The 16,673-nt window shown below is 64.9% G+C and carries 20 protein-coding genes; 4 read left to right on the forward strand and 16 right to left on the reverse strand.

Annotation, left to right across the window (positions count from 1 at the left end):
* Positions 1-5: 5 nt before the first annotated feature.
* The 11 genes from nuoK to CH296_RS23890 form a co-directional block, all read right to left on the reverse strand.
* A complete protein-coding gene (nuoK, locus tag CH296_RS23840) occupies positions 6-305 on the reverse strand; it encodes an NADH-quinone oxidoreductase subunit NuoK (RefSeq protein WP_032397862.1) in 300 nt (99 codons plus the stop codon).
* Positions 302-1,063 carry an NADH-quinone oxidoreductase subunit J gene (locus tag CH296_RS23845; protein WP_094657048.1) on the reverse strand — a complete coding sequence of 254 codons (762 nt, stop codon included), beginning with the start codon at positions 1,061-1,063 and terminating at the stop codon, positions 302-304. Before CH296_RS23845 ends, nuoK begins: the two co-directional genes overlap by 4 nt.
* On the reverse strand, positions 1,060-1,617 hold the full coding sequence (gene nuoI / locus CH296_RS23850) for an NADH-quinone oxidoreductase subunit NuoI (protein ID WP_094685843.1): 558 nt from the start codon (positions 1,615-1,617) through the stop codon (positions 1,060-1,062). Before nuoI ends, CH296_RS23845 begins: the two co-directional genes overlap by 4 nt.
* Complete coding sequence (gene nuoH / locus CH296_RS23855) at positions 1,610-2,890, reverse strand: NADH-quinone oxidoreductase subunit NuoH (RefSeq protein WP_094685958.1); 1,281 nt, start codon at positions 2,888-2,890, stop codon at positions 1,610-1,612. Before nuoH ends, nuoI begins: the two co-directional genes overlap by 8 nt.
* A gap of 26 nt (positions 2,891-2,916) precedes the next feature.
* Entirely contained in the window at positions 2,917-5,391 is a 2,475-nt protein-coding gene (locus CH296_RS23860; protein WP_094685844.1) for an NADH-quinone oxidoreductase subunit G, read from the reverse strand.
* The gene (nuoF, locus tag CH296_RS23865) at positions 5,388-6,689 is read right to left on the reverse strand and encodes an NADH-quinone oxidoreductase subunit NuoF (protein WP_094685845.1); all 1,302 of its coding nucleotides are present in this window, start codon (positions 6,687-6,689) and stop codon (positions 5,388-5,390) included. Before nuoF ends, CH296_RS23860 begins: the two co-directional genes overlap by 4 nt.
* A gap of 1 nt (position 6,690) precedes the next feature.
* Positions 6,691-7,584 (reverse strand): NADH-quinone oxidoreductase subunit NuoE, encoded by an 894-nt coding sequence (gene nuoE / locus CH296_RS23870; protein ID WP_094685846.1) that lies wholly within the window; start codon positions 7,582-7,584, stop codon positions 6,691-6,693.
* Positions 7,581-8,879 (reverse strand): NADH dehydrogenase (quinone) subunit D, encoded by a 1,299-nt coding sequence (nuoD, locus tag CH296_RS23875; RefSeq protein ID WP_032397857.1) that lies wholly within the window; start codon positions 8,877-8,879, stop codon positions 7,581-7,583. Before nuoD ends, nuoE begins: the two co-directional genes overlap by 4 nt.
* Entirely contained in the window at positions 8,879-9,541 is a 663-nt protein-coding gene (locus CH296_RS23880; RefSeq protein ID WP_094648072.1) for an NADH-quinone oxidoreductase subunit C, read from the reverse strand. The genes nuoD and CH296_RS23880 overlap by 1 nt, the downstream gene beginning before the upstream one ends.
* Complete coding sequence (locus tag CH296_RS23885; protein WP_032397855.1) at positions 9,538-10,092, reverse strand: NADH-quinone oxidoreductase subunit B family protein; 555 nt, start codon at positions 10,090-10,092, stop codon at positions 9,538-9,540. The genes CH296_RS23880 and CH296_RS23885 overlap by 4 nt, the downstream gene beginning before the upstream one ends.
* A gap of 71 nt (positions 10,093-10,163) precedes the next feature.
* On the reverse strand, positions 10,164-10,523 hold the full coding sequence (locus CH296_RS23890) for an NADH-quinone oxidoreductase subunit A (protein ID WP_032397854.1): 360 nt from the start codon (positions 10,521-10,523) through the stop codon (positions 10,164-10,166).
* A 274-nt stretch (positions 10,524-10,797) separates the two neighbouring features.
* Here CH296_RS23890 and CH296_RS23895 point away from each other — a divergent pair, with 274 nt between their 5' ends.
* Positions 10,798-11,511: an aquaporin gene (locus CH296_RS23895; RefSeq protein WP_094685959.1), complete on the forward strand. Its 714-nt coding sequence runs from the start codon at positions 10,798-10,800 to the stop codon at positions 11,509-11,511.
* Position 11,512: 1 nt separating this feature from the next.
* Here the strand turns inward: CH296_RS23895 and CH296_RS23900 are convergent, their stop codons facing one another.
* Together CH296_RS23900 and CH296_RS23905 are read right to left on the reverse strand one after the other, a co-directional pair.
* Entirely contained in the window at positions 11,513-11,962 is a 450-nt protein-coding gene (locus CH296_RS23900) for a hypothetical protein (protein WP_094685847.1), read from the reverse strand.
* Positions 11,963-12,041: 79 nt separating this feature from the next.
* Positions 12,042-12,686, reverse strand: coding sequence for a hypothetical protein (locus CH296_RS23905; protein ID WP_143546411.1), 645 nt, complete (start codon positions 12,684-12,686; stop codon positions 12,042-12,044).
* A 100-nt stretch (positions 12,687-12,786) separates the two neighbouring features.
* On the opposite strand from CH296_RS23905, the gene CH296_RS23910 reads away from it, so the two are divergent.
* Entirely contained in the window at positions 12,787-13,062 is a 276-nt protein-coding gene (locus CH296_RS23910; RefSeq protein ID WP_094657259.1) for a hypothetical protein, read from the forward strand.
* Between the two features lie 12 nt (positions 13,063-13,074).
* On the opposite strand, the gene CH296_RS23915 is transcribed toward CH296_RS23910, so the two are convergent.
* A complete protein-coding gene (locus tag CH296_RS23915) occupies positions 13,075-13,506 on the reverse strand; it encodes a hypothetical protein (protein ID WP_094657042.1) in 432 nt (143 codons plus the stop codon).
* Positions 13,507-13,564: 58 nt separating this feature from the next.
* Between CH296_RS23915 and CH296_RS23920 the strand changes: the two genes are divergently transcribed.
* On the forward strand, positions 13,565-14,329 hold the full coding sequence (locus CH296_RS23920) for a 2-phosphosulfolactate phosphatase (RefSeq protein ID WP_094685849.1): 765 nt from the start codon (positions 13,565-13,567) through the stop codon (positions 14,327-14,329).
* 96 nt (positions 14,330-14,425) lie between these two features.
* Positions 14,426-15,169: a polyprenol monophosphomannose synthase gene (locus CH296_RS23925; protein ID WP_032398379.1), complete on the forward strand. Its 744-nt coding sequence runs from the start codon at positions 14,426-14,428 to the stop codon at positions 15,167-15,169.
* Positions 15,170-15,178: 9 nt separating this feature from the next.
* On the opposite strand, the gene CH296_RS23930 is transcribed toward CH296_RS23925, so the two are convergent.
* Together CH296_RS23930 and CH296_RS23935 are read right to left on the reverse strand one after the other, a co-directional pair.
* Complete coding sequence (locus CH296_RS23930; protein WP_045195501.1) at positions 15,179-15,979, reverse strand: SDR family oxidoreductase; 801 nt, start codon at positions 15,977-15,979, stop codon at positions 15,179-15,181.
* Positions 15,976-16,650 carry a 1-acyl-sn-glycerol-3-phosphate acyltransferase gene (locus CH296_RS23935; RefSeq protein WP_094685850.1) on the reverse strand — a complete coding sequence of 225 codons (675 nt, stop codon included), beginning with the start codon at positions 16,648-16,650 and terminating at the stop codon, positions 15,976-15,978. The genes CH296_RS23930 and CH296_RS23935 overlap by 4 nt, the downstream gene beginning before the upstream one ends.
* Positions 16,651-16,673: the final 23 nt, after the last annotated feature.

Genomic DNA, 16,673 nt, shown 5'->3' on the forward strand with positions numbered 1-16,673 from the left:
CCCCGTCAATTCTTCATCAGGGAGTTCTCGTCCATCGATATCGACCGACGGGATCGGAAGATGGCCATGATGATGGCCAGGCCCACCACCACCTCGGCGGCGGCGACCACCATGGTGAAGAACGCGAACAACTGGCCGTCGAGGTTGCCGTGCATGCGGGAGAAGGTGACGAACGCGAGATTGACTGCGTTGAGCATCAATTCGATGCACATGAACACGATGATGGCGTTGCGCCTGACGATGACGCCCGCCGCGCCTATCGCGAACAACAGAACGGACAGGTAGAGGTAGTTCTCCGGATTCATCGTTCGTCACTCTCGACCCGCGGATCGGCGAACATGGCGTTGACGGAGGACTCGGATTCGGTTCCGTCGGGCAACAAGGCGCGGCGATCGACCCCGTTGTGCCTGGCATACACTCCCGGGCTCGGCAGCGGTGTCACCCTCGAGCCGTCGCGGAAGCGATCCTGCGCCATCTCTCGCTGACCCTTGACCGGCCCCAGAACCTCTCGGTGCGCCAGAATCATCGCTCCGATCGTGGCAGTGATCAGCAGTGCTCCGGTCAACTCGAACGCCCACACGTATTCGACGAAGATCAGCTCTGCCAGGCCCTCGACGTTTCCGGTCGAGTTGGCGGCGTCGAGACCGGCGAAGTCGAGCCGACCGGCACGGGCCGCGTCGCGCAGCAGTACCCCGATGATCAACAGTCCGAAGCCGATTCCGATGACGACGGCAGCGATGCGGTGGCCACGCAGAGTTTCGGTCAGCGACTCCGAGGTGTCGACCCCGACGAGCATCAGAACGAACAGGAACAGCATCATGACCGCGCCGGTGTAGACGACGATCTGAACGACACCGAGGAACAGCGCTCCCTGCGCCATGTAGAAGGTCGCCAGCACCACCATCGTGGCAGCGAGGAACAACGCAGAGTAGACGGCCTTGGTGCTCATCACCACCCCGAGTGCGCCGATGACGGCGACGACACCGAGGGTCCAGAACTGCACGGCCTCACCGGTGGACGTGGCATCGAGGGCGAGCTGCACCGCAGCTTCCGGTGCACTCATCGCACCGAACCACCATCGGGTTCGGCTGCGGACTCGGCTCCTGACTCGTGGCCGGTGACGGCTCCCCGGTAGTAGTCCTCGGACGTAAGGCCCGGCACCATCGCGTGCGGCGGTGCGGTCATCTGCGGTTCCAGCGGGGCCAGCAGCGCGTCCTTCTCGTAGATCAGATCGGCTCTGTTGTCACCGGCGAGTTCGTACTCGTTGGTCATCGTCAGAGCCCTTGTGGGACAGGCCTCGACACACAGTCCGCACCCGATGCACCGCAGGTAGTTGATCTGATAGACCCCGCCGTAGCGCTCGCCCGGAGAGTACCTTTCGGTCTCGGTGTTGTCGGCTCCTTCGACGTAGATGGCGTCGGCCGGGCAGGCCCACGCGCAGAGCTCGCAGCCGATGCACTTCTCGAGACCGTCGGCGTACCGATTGAGCTGATGCCGCCCGTGGTAGCGAATCTCGGTGGGCTTCTTCTCCTCCGGATACAGCTCCGTCTCGGGCTTCTTGAACATCGTGGCGAAGGTGACCCCGAAACCTGCTATGGGACCGAGAAATTCAGGCATCGGCGTTCTCCTTCGGTGACCTGACGGCGGATGAGCGCACACCGGCGTGCCGGCTCGGGAAATTCGAGCCCTGCTCGGGAATGGGAGGTATCGGGAATCCGCCTGCCAACGCATCGAACTCGACGACAGATGCAGGAGGCGGCACATTCCGTTCCCGTGCATGCCTGCGCACCATCAGCAGCAGCGCACCCAGCACGGCCACCGCGAAGATCATCGACACTCCGAACGTGACCAGTGGTACGTCGTAGCGCTCGGCCCCGAGGACCCGAACCGTCGCGATCACCATCACCCAGACGAGGGCAACCGGAATGAGGATCTTCCAGCCGAAGTTCATGAACTGGTCGTAGCGCAGCCTCGGCAGCGTCGAACGCAGCCAGATGAACACGAACAGGAACACCCAGACCTTGAGGGTGAACCACAGCACGGGCCACCACCCCGAGTTGGCACCGCTCCACAGACTCAGCGGAATCGGAGCCCGCCAGCCGCCGAGGAACAGCGTGGTCGCCAGTGCCGACACGGTGACCATGTTGATGTACTCGGCGAGCATGAACATGGCGAAACGAAGAGACGAGTACTCGGTGTGAAACCCGCCCACCAACTCACCCTCGGCCTCGGGCAGATCGAACGGAGCGCGGTTGGTTTCGCCGACCATCGCCGTCACGTACACCAGGAACGACGGCAGCAGCAGAAATACGTACCAGGTGTTCTGTTGCGCAGCAACGATTCCGGACGTCGACATGGTGCCCGCGTACAGGAAGACCGCCGCGAACGACAGGCCCATCGCGACCTCGTAGGAAATCACCTGCGCAGTCGAACGGAGCGCACCGAGCAGCGGGTACGTCGAGCCCGACGCCCACCCTGCCAACACGATCCCGTACACACCCACCGACGTGACCGCGAGGATGTACAGAACCCCGACCGGCAGGTCGGTCATCTGCAGTGGCGTCGTGGTACCGAACACCGACACCTCGGGCCCGAACGGAATCACCGCGAAGGCCATGAACGCGGGAACCACCGAAATGATCGGAGCCAGAACGTAAATCGGCTTGTCGACGCCGGTCGGAGTGATCCCCTCCTTCAGCGCCAGCTTGATCCCGTCCATCAACGACTGCAACAGGCCCCACGGCCCCACCCGGTTGGGACCGACCCGCATCTGCATCCACGCCATGATCTTGCGTTCGGCGTAGATCGCCACCAGCGGCGTGAGCACCAGGAACACGAAGACCGCCAAGGCCTTCCCGACAACCAACCACCACGGATCGTTGCCGAACATCGACAGATCGGTCGGCGCGGCCACGATCACGACTGCTCACCCTTCGGTCGTTCCACAGGCTCCACTCCTGCGCCCTCTGCTCGTTCCACAGAGCCGCGACCGATGCGAACCACCGCGCCCGACTGCACACCGAGCGACCGGTACACCGCCGAACCGGACGAGTTCAGCGGCAGCCAGACCACGGTGTCGGGCAGGTCGGTGATCGTCAGCGGCAACGTGATCGAGCCCCGGTCCGTCGCGACGCTCACCGAGTCACCGGTCTCCGCTCCGATGGCCGACGCCGTCGCCGCCGACAACCGAACAGTGGGCGGGCGACCGGTCGCGGCGAGATTGTCCTCACCGTCCTGCATCCGTCCCGCATCGAGGAGCATCCGCCACGTGGCCAGAATCGCCTCCCCGGACCCGAGGGTCGGAACGTCCGCGCGGGACGCGATCCGGGCCACCGGGATGCGCGGGCCGTTCCACACACCGAGGCGAGTCAACTGAGCGCGTGCCGCCGCCGCGTCGGGCACGGCCAGTTCGACGCCCATCTGTGCGGCGATCGCATCGAGGACGCGTTGGTCCGGCATCAGTGCACCGGCACCGAGCGCAGTGTCGAACGCGCGCGGTCGTCCTTCCCAGTCGACGAAGGTTCCCGGCTTGTCGACCACCGGCGCCACCGGGAACACCACGTCGGCCCGCTCGGTGACCGCACTGCGGCGTAGCTCCAGGCTCACCACGAACGCCGATCGGTCCAGTGCATCGAGTGCACCCGCAGGGTCCGGTAGATCGTCGAGATCGATTCCGGCAGTGACCAGGACACGACTCGGTCCGGCGTCGGCCAGGATCGCCGCGGTGTCGCGGCCCACCTCCGCCGGCAACTCGGACACACCCCACACCGCGGCAACCTCGGCGCGCGCAGCCGCATCCGCCACAGGACGCCCGCCGGGCAGGACGTTCGGCAGCGCCCCGGCGTCGAGGGCACCGCGTTCTCCAGCACGTCGCGGAATCCAGGCCAGGCGCGCCCCGGTATCGTCCGCCAGTTTCGAAGCCGCCGCCAGACCGCCGGGCACGGAGCCGAGCCGCTCGCCGACGAGCACGATCGCACCGGGCTCGCGAAGGAGGTGAGCAATGGATTCGGTCCCACGATCGCCGATGTGCAACGCATCGAGCCACGCCGGCTCGTCACCGGGAATCGACTGCAGCAGAACGCCGTCGAGCTTTCGCAGGCCTCGGGTGGAGAACGGCGCGATCGACGCCACCACCACTGCGCTCGTGCGGTGCGCCTTGCGAAGCCTCAGGAACACCAGCGGCGATTCTTCCTCGGGCTCGAAGCCGACCAGCAACACCACCGGGGCCTGCTCGAGGTCGGTGTAGGTGACCCCCAACCCGGTCGCTGCAATTCGGCCGGCCAGGAAGTCGGCTTCTTCGGTGCTGTGGCTGCGATTGCGGAAGTCGACGTCGTTGGTGTTCAGCACTGTTCGAGCAAACTTGGCGTACGCGTAGGCGTCTTCGAGGGTCGACCTTCCGCCGATCAACACCGCCGCCCGGCCGACCGATGCGGCCAGCCCCGACGCCGCGGCGGCCAGCGCAGCCGACCACGACGTCTCGATCAACTCCCCTGATCCGTCCCGGATCATCGGCGCGGTGATGCGATCGGGTTCGGTGGCGTACTTGAACGCCCACCGTCCTTTGTCACAGTTCCATTCCTCGTTGACCTGCGGGTCGTCACCTGCCAGCCGGCGAAGGACCTTGCCGCGCCGATGGTCGGTTCGTTGAGCACAGCCGCCTGCGCAGTGCTCGCACACGCTCGGTGACGAGGTGAGATCGTAGGGACGCGCCCGGAACCGATATTCGGTGTTGGTCAGCGCACCCACCGGACAGATCTGGACGGTGTTGCCCGAGAAGTAGGAGTCGAACGGCTCGTTACCGAAGATCCCGACCTGTTGAATCGCACCGCGCTCGAGCAGGTCGATGGACGGGTCGCCGGCCACTTGTGCCGCGAACCGAGTGCAGCGCGCGCACAGGACGCACCGTTCCCGGTCCAGCAGGACCTCCGCCGACAGCGGAATCGGTTTGGGGTACGTGCGTTTGGTCTCGACGAATCTGGACTCTGCTCGACCCGCCGCCATCGCCTGGTTCTGCAGCGGGCACTCGCCGCCCTTGTCGCACACCGGGCAGTCCAGCGGATGATTGATCAGCAGCAGTTCCATGACGCCTCGCTGCGCCTTCTCCGCCGACTCCGATGTCACCTGAGTGCGCACGACCATGCCCTCGGCCACCGTGGTCGTGCAGGACGCCAACGGCTTGCGCTGCCCCTCGACGTCGACCAGACATTGACGGCACGCCCCCACCGGATCGAGCAGCGGGTGATCGCAGAAGCGCGGGATCTGCACACCCATCAGCTCGGCGGCGCGAATCACCAACGTGCCCTTGGGAACGCTGATCTCGTGGTCGTCGATGGTCAGTGTCACCATCTCCACGTGGGTCACCGCGGAACGACCATGTGCAGCTGCGGTCATGACGTCAGCTCCTCTGCCATCAGAGTCGATCGGTGTGGATCGAAGGGACATCCCTGTTCGGTGACATGTCGGATGTATTCCTCGCGGAAGTACTTCAGCGAGGACACGATGGGGCTCGCAGCTCCGTCTCCCAACGCGCAGAACGACTTTCCGGCGATGCCGTCAGCGATGTCGAGCAGTGTCGTCAGGTCCGCTTCGGTGCCGGTTCCACTGTCGAGGCGGCGCAGTATCTGCACCAGCCAATAGGTTCCTTCTCTGCACGGCGTGCATTTGCCGCAGGATTCGTGTGCGTAGAACTCCGTCCAGCGCAGTACCGCTCGCACCACGCACGTCGTGTCGTCGAAGATCTGCAATGCCTTGGTACCCAACATCGATCCGGCGGCGCCGACGCCTTCGTAGTCGAGTGGCACGTCGAGGTGGTCGCCGGTGAACATCGGTGTCGACGAACCTCCCGGTGTCCAGAATTTCAACTCGTGACCTGGCCGGATGCCGCCCGCATAGTCCAGCAGTTCCCGCAGGGTGATACCCAGCGGAGCCTCGTACTGGCCGGGACGACACACGTGACCGGAGATCGAGTAGAGGGTGAATCCGGGTGACTTCTCGCTGCCCATCGACCGGAACCACTCGATTCCGTTGCGCAGGATCACCGGAACGCTGGCTATCGATTCGACGTTGTTGACCACCGTCGGGCGTGCGTACAGGCCTGCGACCGCGGGGAACGGTGGACGCAGCCGGGGTTGTCCGCGCCGACCCTCCAACGAGTCGAGCAGAGCCGTCTCCTCGCCGCAGATGTACGCGCCTGCACCGGCATGGATCACCAGCTCGAGATCGAATCCCGTTCCGAGAACGCCCTTGCCCAGGTAGCCGGCCGCGTATGCCTCGGCGACTGCAGCATGCAGTCTGCGCAACACCGGTACCACTTCGCCGCGGACGTACACGAATGCATGCGATGCCCGAATGGCGTACGCCGCGATGATGATTCCTTCGATGAGCGTGTGCGGGCTGGCCATCAGCAGCGGCATGTCCTTGCAGGTGCCCGGCTCCGATTCGTCGGCGTTGACCACCAGGTAGTGGGCTTTCCCGTCACCCTGTGGAATGAAGCTCCACTTCGTTCCGGTCGGGAATCCCGCACCGCCACGGCCGCGCAGACCGGAGTCCTTGACGAAGGCGATGAGGTCGTCGGGGTCCATGGCCAGGGCTTTTTCCAGCCCTCGATATCCGTCGTGACTGCGGTAGGTGTCGAGGGTCCACGAGTTCTTCTCGTCCCAGAATTCGCTCAGCACCGGCGTCAGGGCCATGTCACTTCCCCTTCGTCGACGGATCGGTTTCGGTGGTGTTCGGCTGCGGTGGAACGGTCGCCGACGGAGCCGGAGCGGGTTTCTCGCGCACGGTCTCCGCCACGGCTTCGGCACCGAGATCGGAATGATCGTCCGGCGAGCCGGCGGCCGCCCGGGGAGCCGACATCGAGTGCTCTCGGGCGTACCGGAGGCCGGCGAGGGTGGCTTCGCCTGCGCTGCCGGAGGATTCGAGTGCCCCGGGCCGGTCGTCGGCGAACCCGGCGAGAATTCGCTCGGTCTCGCGGAACGTGCACAGCGGCGCGCCGCGAGTCGGGGTCACCTGCTCACCGGAGCGAAGCGCGTCGACCAGTTCCCGCGCCGACGCCGGAGTTCTGTTGTCGAAGAATTCCCAGTTGACCATCATCACCGGCGCGAAGTCGCACGCGGCATTGCACTCGATGTGCTCGAGGGTGATGGCACCGTCGGCCGTGGTCCCGCCGTGATCGATGTCGAGGTGGTCCCGCAGGGCGTCCATGATGGCATCGCCGCCCATGACGGCACACAGGGTGTTGGTGCACACTCCGACGCGATAGTTGCCGGTGGGCTCGCGGCGATACATCGAGTAGAAAGTCGCGACCGCGGTCACCTCTGCTCCGGTGAGATCGAGTACGTCCGAGCAGAATTCGATTCCGGCCGGCGTGAGGTATCCGTCCTCGGATTGCACCAGGTGCAGCAACGGCAGCAACGCGGATCGGGTCTGAGGATAGCGGGCGAGGACGATGTCGGCGTCGGCGCGCAGGCGGGCCAGGACGTCGTCGGGATAGGATTCGCGTGCGTCGGGGCCGACCAGTTGTACGGCTTCCTCGGGGCGGGCTCCGAGTTGGACGAGTACCGGCTCCGAGCGTGGCGTGGTCATCGGTCCACCCCGCCCATCACCGGGTCGATACTGGCCACGGCAGCGATGACGTCGGAGATCATGCCGCCCTCGCACATCGCGGCAACCGCCTGCAGGTTGGTGAACGAGGGGTCTCTGAAATGCACTCGGTACGGCCGAGTGCCGCCGTCGCTGACGATGTGCACGCCCAGTTCGCCTCGCGGCGATTCCACGGTGGACAGCACTTGGCCCGCCGGCACTCGCATTCCCTCGGTCACCAGTTTGAAGTGGTGGATCAACGACTCCATCGAGGTGTCCATGATGGTGCGCACGTGGTCCTGAGAATTGCCGAGACCGTCGGGTCCGGAGACCAGTTCTGCCGGCCAGGCGATCTTCTTGTCGTCGATGACCACCGGTCCGGGTCGCAGCCGATCGAGAGTCTGCTCGACGATCTTGAGCGATTCCTTCATCTCTTCCACGCGAATCAGATAGCGCCCGTAGCAGTCGCATCCGGTGTCGGTGACGACATCGAACTCGTAGTTCTCGTACCCGCAGTAGGGATCGGACCGGCGCAGATCGTAGGGAAGCCCGGTCGAGCGAAGCACCGGACCGGTGACGCCGAGGGCCATGCACCCCGTCAGGTCCAGGTAGCCGACGTTCTCGGTTCTGGCCTTCCAGATCGGGTTGTCGTTGAGCATGAGTTCGAGGTCGCGTAGACGGCCGGGAAGAACCCGCAGTAGCTCGCGGACCTTGGCGATCGCATCGGCGGGCAGATCCTGAGACAAGCCCCCGGGACGGATGTAGGCGTGGTTCATCCGAAGTCCGGTGATGGCCTCGAAGACGTCGAGTATCAGTTCGCGTTCCCGGAAGCCGAACAGCATCGCCGTCACGGCACCCAATTCCATTCCGCCCGTGGCCAACGCCACGAGGTGCGAGGAAATCCGATTGAGCTCCATCAGCATCACCCGGACCACCGTCGCGCGCTCGGGAATGTCGTCGGTGATGTCGAGTAGCTTCTCCACCCCGAGGCAGTACGCGGTCTCGTTGAAGAAGGGCGAGAGATAGTCCATCCGAGTGACGAACGTGACGCCCTGGGTCCAGTTACGATACTCGAGGTTCTTCTCGATACCGGTGTGCAGGTAGCCGATTCCGCACCGGGCCTCGGTGACGGTCTCGCCTTCGATCTCGAGTATCAACCGCAGCACACCATGGGTGGACGGGTGTTGCGGACCCATGTTGACCACGATGCGTTCCGTGGTCGACCCGCGGGCCAGCTCGACCACGTCGTCCCAGTCCTGACCCGACACCGCATAGATGGTTTCGTCCGTTGCGCTCATCAGTTGTACGACCTGCGCTCGTTGGGAGGCGCAACCCGAGCGCCCTTGTACTCGATGGGAATTCCGCCCAGGGGATAGTCCTTGCGTTGGGGGTGGCCGACCCAATCGTCGGGCATCTCGATCCGCGTCAGGGCGGGATGACCGTCGAAGACGATGCCGAAGAAGTCGTAGACCTCGCGTTCGTGCCAATCGTTGGTCGGATACACCGCGCAGAGCGAGGGCGTGTGCGGATCTGCATCGGGCACAGCCACTTCGAGTCGCACACGGCGTCCGTGGGTGATGGAGACCAGATGGTAGACCACGCGCAATTCCCGGCCGACATGATCCGGGTAGTGCACGCCCGATGCCCCCGTGCACAATTCGAATCTCAGTTCCCCGTCGTCACGGAGAGCACGGGCGACAGCGGGTACGTGCTCCCGCGAGAGATGCAGCGTCAGTTCGTCGCGGAAGATCACCACACGTTCGACGGCGTCCTCGAACGGTACGGCTGCGTCCCCGGAGTCGAGAACAGCGGCCAAGCGATCGACCAGGGCGTCGAAGTAGCTGCCGTAGGGTCGGAGCGCGGTATCGACCGACGCCACCGGCGGCTGCAACCGGCCGTAGCCGGACGTGTCGCCGCTCCCCCGGACACCGAACATCCCGCGGGCTCCGTGCGTCGTCATCGCAGCAGCCCCTTCAAGTCGATGGTCGGGGTGGACGCCAACGCTGCAGCCTCGGCGGCCGCGCGCACCTGCTCGCGGTTGACACCGAGCGGCATTTCCTGAATCTTCTTGTGCAGCTCCAGGATTGCGTTGAGCAGCATCTCGGGCCGGGGCGGGCAACCGGGCAGGTAGATGTCGACGGGGACGATATGATCGACACCCTGAACCACCGCGTAGTTGTTGAACATTCCGCCCGAGGACGCGCAGACACCCATGGCGAGGACCCATTTCGGCTCCGCCATCTGGTCGTACACCTGCCGCAGTACGGGCCCCATCTTCTGGCTGACACGCCCCGCCACGATCATCAGGTCCGCTTGACGCGGAGACGCACGGAACGCTTCCATGCCGAATCGCGCGAGATCGAACCGACCGGAGGTGGTGGCCATCATCTCGATCGCACAGCACGCGAGACCGAAGGTCGCGGGCCACAACGAACCCTTACGGGCGTAGCCCGCCAACCCCTCGACGGTGGTCAGCAGAAATCCGCTGGGTAGCTTCTCTTCGAGTCCCATCGATCACGCTCTTTCGCATCCGCTTGAGGTGAGAACAGTGCATCGTGCCGCCGCCGATCAGCGTTCGGGCGTCAGTCCCATCCGAGTCCGCCTCGCCGCCACTCGTAGACGTAGGCCACCGACACATTGACGACGAACAGCGCCATGGCAACCAGTCCGAAAGCGCCCAGGACGTCGAGGTGCACGGCCCACGGATAGAGGAAGACGATCTCGATGTCGAAAATGATGAACAGCATGGCGGTCAGGTAGAACTTCACCGGAAATCGTTGGCCCGTAGGCGCATGCATCGTGGGCTCGATGCCGCACTCGTACGCGTCGAACTTCGCTCGGTTGTACCGCGCCGGACCCACCATGGTTCCGACCATCACCGAGAACACCGCGAACACAACCGCAATGGCACCGAGAACGAGGATCGGAACGTAGGCGTTCATCCCGGCATCTGCTCCCTCGATCGACTACCGCGCCGGCGCGGAGTAAATGCGACGGCCGTACCAATGTGACCTGAAACACACGATATGGGTTCGGTGTCGATCTCGCGGGATTTCGAGGACTCCAGTTTCGTAATCCGTTGACACGCATGGGGCACCCGATCTCGACAGTGTGACTCAGATCACTACCGGACCCCATGCGATCCGGTCGGACGTCAACGACAAACCTCCCGACGATCCCGGCCGAACGAGGCCGCAGCATGAAACAGGAGAAATGATGAAATCGATTTCCGTCTCGGCACTCGCCGCCGAGGGACTGGGAACTGCCCTGCTCGTGATCTTCGGAGTCGGCACCGCCGTCATCGCGGGCGACACTGTCGGCACCCCGGGCATCGCCCTGGCGTTCGGGCTCACACTGCTCGCCCTCGTCTACGCGATCGGGCCTGTCTCTGGATGCCACATCAACCCGGCCGTGACGATCGGAGCCCTGATAGCTCGCGCCATCACCCCGGTCAAAGCTGCGTTCTACATCGCTGCGCAGGCCGTCGGTGCAGTGATCGGCGCGCTGATCGTACTGTTCGTGGCGTCCGGCCGCCCCGGATACGACATGTCGTCGGACGGTCTGGGCACCAACGGATTCGGCAGCTCGTCACCCGGAGGATACGGGCTGGCGTCGGTGGCGGTGTTCGAGACGATCGCGACCGGCCTGCTCGTCCTGGTCGTACTGGCCACGACCGCCCCCACCGTTCACCCCGTCGTGGCGGCCGGCATCCCGATCGGCCTCATCCTGACCGTGGTTCACCTGCTGGGCATCGGCATCGACTCGACCTCGGTCAACCCTGCTCGGTCCCTCGGCCCGGCCCTCGTCTCCGGCGGACCGGCCCTGTCACAGCTGTGGGTGTTCGTGGTGTTCCCGCTGCTCGGAGCAGTCATCGCCGGTTCGATCCACCGGTTCCTGCTGACGGTCCCCGCATCGGAGAAGACGGTCTGATCTACCGCGGTCGAGAGACCCGGGCACCGACGCGTGCCGAGCGCTGCCCCAGCAGATCGACCACCGCACGCCCGAGCCGAATCGGATCCAACGGGTGCGGTACTGCAGCCTCGGCGCGCGACCATTCGGCCAACCACGCGTCGTCCGGACGTCCGATGAGCACCAACACCGGTGGGCAATCGACGATCTCGTCCTTCAGCTGCTTCGCCAGACCCAGACCGCCGACGGGTGAGGACTCGCCGTCGAGAATCGCCAACGCGACACCGCCTGCATCCATGTGCTCGATGACTACGGCAGCCGTGGCGATGTCGACGTACTCGATGTCACCGAGTGCGGGATCCGGTCGAGTTCCCACCGCAGACCGCACCTGGGCACGGGTGGCGGCATTGCTGCTGTACACGAGCACGCGCAGACGACCGGATGAACTCTCTCCCACTGTGGCGTCGGACACACCGCGATGCTACCGCGCTGTCCCCGCGAATCAGCCCGAAACAGCTACGGCCGACATGCATTCGACGCTGCGAGTCCGGTCAGGACTCGACGTTGACGATCACCCCGGCAGGTTCTTCGGTGGTCGTCACCGTGAACTCGGGTCGATCGGCCGCAACACCGACGAAGGCCTGCGAGATTCCGCCGGGATCGGCCAGAAAATCGACCGAGACAACAGCGGAACCCTCACTTCCTCGGACACGTTCGGGCCCGGTATACGGAGAGAACGTGCCGTCGGAATCCGTCGATGTACCGGACAGATCCACCTGCAACACCGATCTTCCCGGCACTGCCAGCGGTTCACTCGTGGCGTAGCGGACGGCTTCGTCGACATACCGCACCGTGTAGGAGACAGGGCCGTTGCCCGCCAACCGGAATTCGACAGTCGACGACCCCTCGAACACCACGTCGGTGACACCGACCGGCGACGCTCCCGGGAACCGCGCGCCATCGAGGCTCAGGGGTAGCTCTGTCACGGCGGGCGGCGGCGCTTCGACGGTCGGCACGGGATCGGTCACGGGATCACCGACCACCAACGATCCCGTGACCGTCACGTAGTTCGTGCCGGCCGAGACCTCGTCGACCGGGCCGCTGCCGTCCTCGCCGGCACAACCCGCGAGAAGACCGAGCGCCAGCGATCCGACGACCCAGAGCGCGAGTGGAGACCTGCGGTGGCCGTCGTACATCGCCATACCGTACTGAAGAAACCGATCGGTTCGGTAGTGCTGTCCCGACGCACATCGGTCACGATTGCACCGTCCTGCGATGCTGCTAGCGTCGGAGGGTATGGAGCCCAAGAGCTATTCGTCCGGTGAGCGTGTGTTCGGTCCGCCCAACGGGACTTTCGACGCGGACTGGGCTGCCACCGCACTGCGCTCGAACCGCCCCGAGTTGGACCATCCCACCTCGGTACGCCTGGTGGAACGGGCCTGGGAGCTACTCCGAACGCAGGGCCTGCGCGGAGAACCGCTGGCAGCTGCACTGAACCTCGAGCCCGGTCTCGCAACTGCGGTGTCCGCCGTCGCCACCGAGACCGCCGAGTTGTACCTGGACCCTCGGTAGTTTCCGAGTCTCTCAGCGCGCACCGAACTGCTCGGCTGCGAAGCCGGCCACGAGCACCGCTGTTCCTCCGATTTCGCCGACGATCAACGACACCATGAACAGATGCGTCCCCGGGACGGGATCGACGAACTGGTTCTCGGTGTCCCGACGAAACCCGTGCACGGTGTAGCTCACGACGGCAGCGACGAAGAACAACAGCACCACCGATGCGGCGATCAGATCCACCGGCACCGACCACGCGCTGAACTGCGCCAGCACAGCGAGTACCAGAGCGGCGAACGAGTACATCAACGCTGCCCGATGGGCGATGTCGACGTACCGGTGGGCAGTGCCGTCCGGAGACGTCGACATCTGGTGGTACTTGACGACACCCAACCCCAGTGCCCACAGCAGCAGCAGACCGGCCACGAGGACGATCACCTTGGTGTCCAGTTCCAACTGCATGTTTCTCCCCCACTAGATCCCGCGCCGAAGGTATCACCGGACTTGCTACCTTTCGGCAATGCCGGCCGACCCCGAACTGTCCCAGAACGCGTACGGACTCCGCTTCGACTGGGGTCTGCGCGGTGCCGATGCCTGTGTCGACGGCGCCGACATCGCCGTCGTCGTGGATGTCCTGTCGTTCACGACCACTCTCACGGTCGCTGTGGACGCGGGTATCGACGTCATCCCCAGTCGGTGGCGCGACGACCGGGCCACCGAGTTGGCCGAGCAGTTCGACGCGGCCCTCGCCGTGGGGCGGTCGGCCGCCTCACCGGGCCGGATCAGCTTGTGCCCGGCCACCGTACGGGCCGCGCCGGCACCGGCTCGGCTGGTGTTGCCGTCACCGAACGGGTCCACCATTGCCCACGATCTCGCGAGCACGGCCCCGCTGTGTGTGGGAGCGTCGCTGAGAAACGCGTCCGCAGTGGGGCAGTGGATACGGACCGGAAACAGCAGTGCGGTGACAGCGGTCATAGCGGCCGGAGAACGATGGCCGGACGGATCGCTCCGCCCCGCCGTCGAGGACCTGTGGGGGGCCGGTGCAGTCATCGCCGCCCTGCTCGACGCCGGAGCAACCGATGCCTCCCCCGAGGCGAGAACAGCCGCTGCCGCGTGGCGAGCCGTCATGCACGACGTAGGCTCCGAGCTGCGGCAATGCGCCTCGGGTCGCGAATTGGCCGGGATGGGACACCCGGAAGACGTCGACATCGCAGCCGAGGTCGATTCGAGTTCCTGCGTTCCGATTTTGCGCGACGGAGTATTCGTCGACGCGGCTCGGTCGTGAGTCGACGGGCGATCGACACGACCCACGATGCCGACCCGACACGGCCGATCGTGTCCGATATTTGGATCGGACACCCGAATCACGGATCATACGGTGGTGAGTACGGAACGAGTCGCCCCCAAGACCACCGTCGTTGTACCGACGTACAACGAACGTGAGAACCTCCCCAAGCTCGTCGAGCTGCTGGCCGGGTTACAGGTGGAAGGGCTCGGTGTGTTGGTGGTCGACGACAATTCGCCGGACGGCACCGGCGAGGTCGCCGACAAATTGGCCATCGACGGACCCATCGACGTCAGCGTTCTGCACCGCACCGAGAAGAACGGGCTCGGCCGCGCATACGTCGCAGGCATGACGAGAGCGCTCGACGAAGGTGCGGACATCGTCATTCAGATGGACGCCGATCTCTCGCACCCCACCGAGGTGATTCCGGCGATGATCGACAAACTCAACACCAGCGACGCGGCCGTGGTGCTCGGATCGCGATACGTACCGGGCGGAGCGGTCGCTGCCGATTGGCCCTGGCATCGCAAGGCCCTGTCCGCATGGGCGAATTTCTACGTGAACACGATCCTGCGCCTCGGAGTCAAGGATGCGACCGCGGGATTCAAGGCGTGGCACGCGCGCACCCTGCGCACCATCGATGTCGCCTCGGTCGAGAGCAACGGGTACGCGTTCCAGGTGGAGATGAACTACCGAACCGTCAAACACGGCCTCACTCTCGCCGAAGTGCCGATCACGTTCGAGGAGCGCAGCGAGGGCGAATCCAAGATGAGCCTGTCGGTGCAGCTCGAGTCGGCATTGGTGCCCTGGAAGTTGTTGCTGGGCAAGAAGAAACTGTGATCCCACACGTCAAGGCGTGAAGCGTCGGAATCCGCCCTCGGCCCCGATCACCTGACCGGTGATCGAGCCCGAATCGGGCGAGAGCAGCATCGCCACGACGGCCGCGGCTTCGTCCGGAGAGTTCCACCGACCGCGCGGCATGTGGCGTGAAACGAACTCGTCCAGATCCGCACTGGCCCAGCCGGTATCGGTCGGACCCGGATTGATCGTGTTGACGGTGATGCCTCGCTCGATCACCGAATCGGCCAGCGTAGAGGTGATCGACGCAATGGCACCCTTGCTCACTGCGTAGGGAATTTCGGTCGGCATGGGCCCTTCGTCCTGCCCGGAGGTGAACAGTACGACGCGACCACCGTCGGGATGCGCCACGTAGCGCCGCACGAATTCCTGAACCAGGAGCAGAGACGCTCGCACGTTCACCGCCCAGGTCAGGTCGAGCGACTCCGCCGTCATCGAATCCAGATCACCCACCTGCGACCGCGCATGGTTGACCACCAGAGAATCGATCGCACCGAGCCTGAATTCGGCCGCGTCGAACAGGGCTGCCGGTGCCGCGGGATCGACGAAATCGATGTCGAGGTGGCCGAGCCTGTCGTCGGCGATCGACAACTCGGCCAACACCTTCCTCGCTCCCGGTGTGCCTGCTCCCCACGGCTCGGTGACGTCGTAGCCGTCGCACGAGTGCGCGAAGACGCGGGTGGTCTCGTCCTGCAGCAGACGGCGGGTGACAGCGAAGCCGATTCCCTGCCGCCGACCTACGCCGGTGACGAGGACTGTTCTGCCCCGTGCCGGCACGTCCGAGTTTCTCATGCCGCTTCCTTGACCGACGCGGCGTACACATCGACGTATTCTTGCCCCGACAGGTTCGCCAGCGCCGCCATCACCTCATCGGTGACCGCCCGCAGAATGACCTTACTGTTCTCTCCCCCTGCATATCTCGTGAAATCCAATGGTTCGCCGACGACCATGCGCACCTTTCCCGGACGCCACATTCTCGAGCCGACCGGATTGACGGCGAGCGTTCCGTGCATCACCAACGGTACGACGGGGGCACCTGTTTCGATCGCGACGCGCGCCAGGCCGGTCTTGCCCTTGTACAGCCGTCCGTCGGGCGATCGAGTTCCCTCCGGGTACACCGCCCATACCTTCCCTTGTCGCAGAATACTTTTCGCCGCCGCGAGCGCCGGTGCCGACGCGTCGGCACCGCGTCGATCGACCGGAACCTGACCCGTCGCGCTGTAGAACCACCGAAGCGCCGCCCCCTTGATTCCCCGGCCCGTGAAGTACTCGCTCTTGGCGATGAAGGTGACGCGGCGACGCACCAGGAGGACGAGGAAGAAGGAGTCTACGACCGTGAGGTGGTTGCCCGCGATGATCACCGGACCCGAGGTCGGTAGATTCTGCGTCCCGGACACTCTCGGTCGACCGAGAATGCGCAGAATCGGGCCGATCAACACATATTTGAACAGCAGGTACCACACGTCGGATCCTCTCGGCTGGACAA

Source organism: Rhodococcus sp. 14-2496-1d (assembly GCF_002259365.1).
Classification (GTDB): domain Bacteria; phylum Actinomycetota; class Actinomycetes; order Mycobacteriales; family Mycobacteriaceae; genus Rhodococcoides.

What these genes read in the sequence shown, in the direction of transcription:
- CH296_RS23880 (WP_094648072.1), bottom strand. Translation starts at nt 9,541, where the DNA reads ATGACGACGCACGGAGCCCGCGGGATGTTCGGTGTCCGGGGGAGCGGC.
- nuoD (WP_032397857.1), bottom strand. Translation starts at nt 8,879, where the DNA reads ATGAGCGCAACGGACGAAACCATCTATGCGGTGTCGGGTCAGGACTGG.
- nuoE (WP_094685846.1), bottom strand. Translation starts at nt 7,584, where the DNA reads ATGACCACGCCACGCTCGGAGCCGGTACTCGTCCAACTCGGAGCCCGC.
- CH296_RS23930 (WP_045195501.1), bottom strand. Translation starts at nt 15,979, where the DNA reads ATGAGAAACTCGGACGTGCCGGCACGGGGCAGAACAGTCCTCGTCACC.
- nuoK (WP_032397862.1), bottom strand. Translation starts at nt 305, where the DNA reads ATGAATCCGGAGAACTACCTCTACCTGTCCGTTCTGTTGTTCGCGATA.
- CH296_RS23845 (WP_094657048.1), bottom strand. Translation starts at nt 1,063, where the DNA reads ATGAGTGCACCGGAAGCTGCGGTGCAGCTCGCCCTCGATGCCACGTCC.
- CH296_RS23860 (WP_094685844.1), bottom strand. Translation starts at nt 5,391, where the DNA reads ATGACCGCAGCTGCACATGGTCGTTCCGCGGTGACCCACGTGGAGATG.
- CH296_RS23890 (WP_032397854.1), bottom strand. Translation starts at nt 10,523, where the DNA reads ATGAACGCCTACGTTCCGATCCTCGTTCTCGGTGCCATTGCGGTTGTG.
- nuoH (WP_094685958.1), bottom strand. Translation starts at nt 2,890, where the DNA reads ATGTTCGGCAACGATCCGTGGTGGTTGGTTGTCGGGAAGGCCTTGGCG.
- CH296_RS23910 (WP_094657259.1), top strand. Translation starts at nt 12,787, where the DNA reads ATGGAGCCCAAGAGCTATTCGTCCGGTGAGCGTGTGTTCGGTCCGCCC.
- nuoI (WP_094685843.1), bottom strand. Translation starts at nt 1,617, where the DNA reads ATGCCTGAATTTCTCGGTCCCATAGCAGGTTTCGGGGTCACCTTCGCC.
- CH296_RS23895 (WP_094685959.1), top strand. Translation starts at nt 10,798, where the DNA reads ATGAAATCGATTTCCGTCTCGGCACTCGCCGCCGAGGGACTGGGAACT.
- nuoF (WP_094685845.1), bottom strand. Translation starts at nt 6,689, where the DNA reads ATGGCCCTGACGCCGGTGCTGAGCGAATTCTGGGACGAGAAGAACTCG.
- CH296_RS23905 (WP_143546411.1), bottom strand. Translation starts at nt 12,686, where the DNA reads ATGTACGACGGCCACCGCAGGTCTCCACTCGCGCTCTGGGTCGTCGGA.
- CH296_RS23920 (WP_094685849.1), top strand. Translation starts at nt 13,565, where the DNA reads ATGCCGGCCGACCCCGAACTGTCCCAGAACGCGTACGGACTCCGCTTC.
- CH296_RS23915 (WP_094657042.1), bottom strand. Translation starts at nt 13,506, where the DNA reads ATGCAGTTGGAACTGGACACCAAGGTGATCGTCCTCGTGGCCGGTCTG.
- CH296_RS23885 (WP_032397855.1), bottom strand. Translation starts at nt 10,092, where the DNA reads ATGGGACTCGAAGAGAAGCTACCCAGCGGATTTCTGCTGACCACCGTC.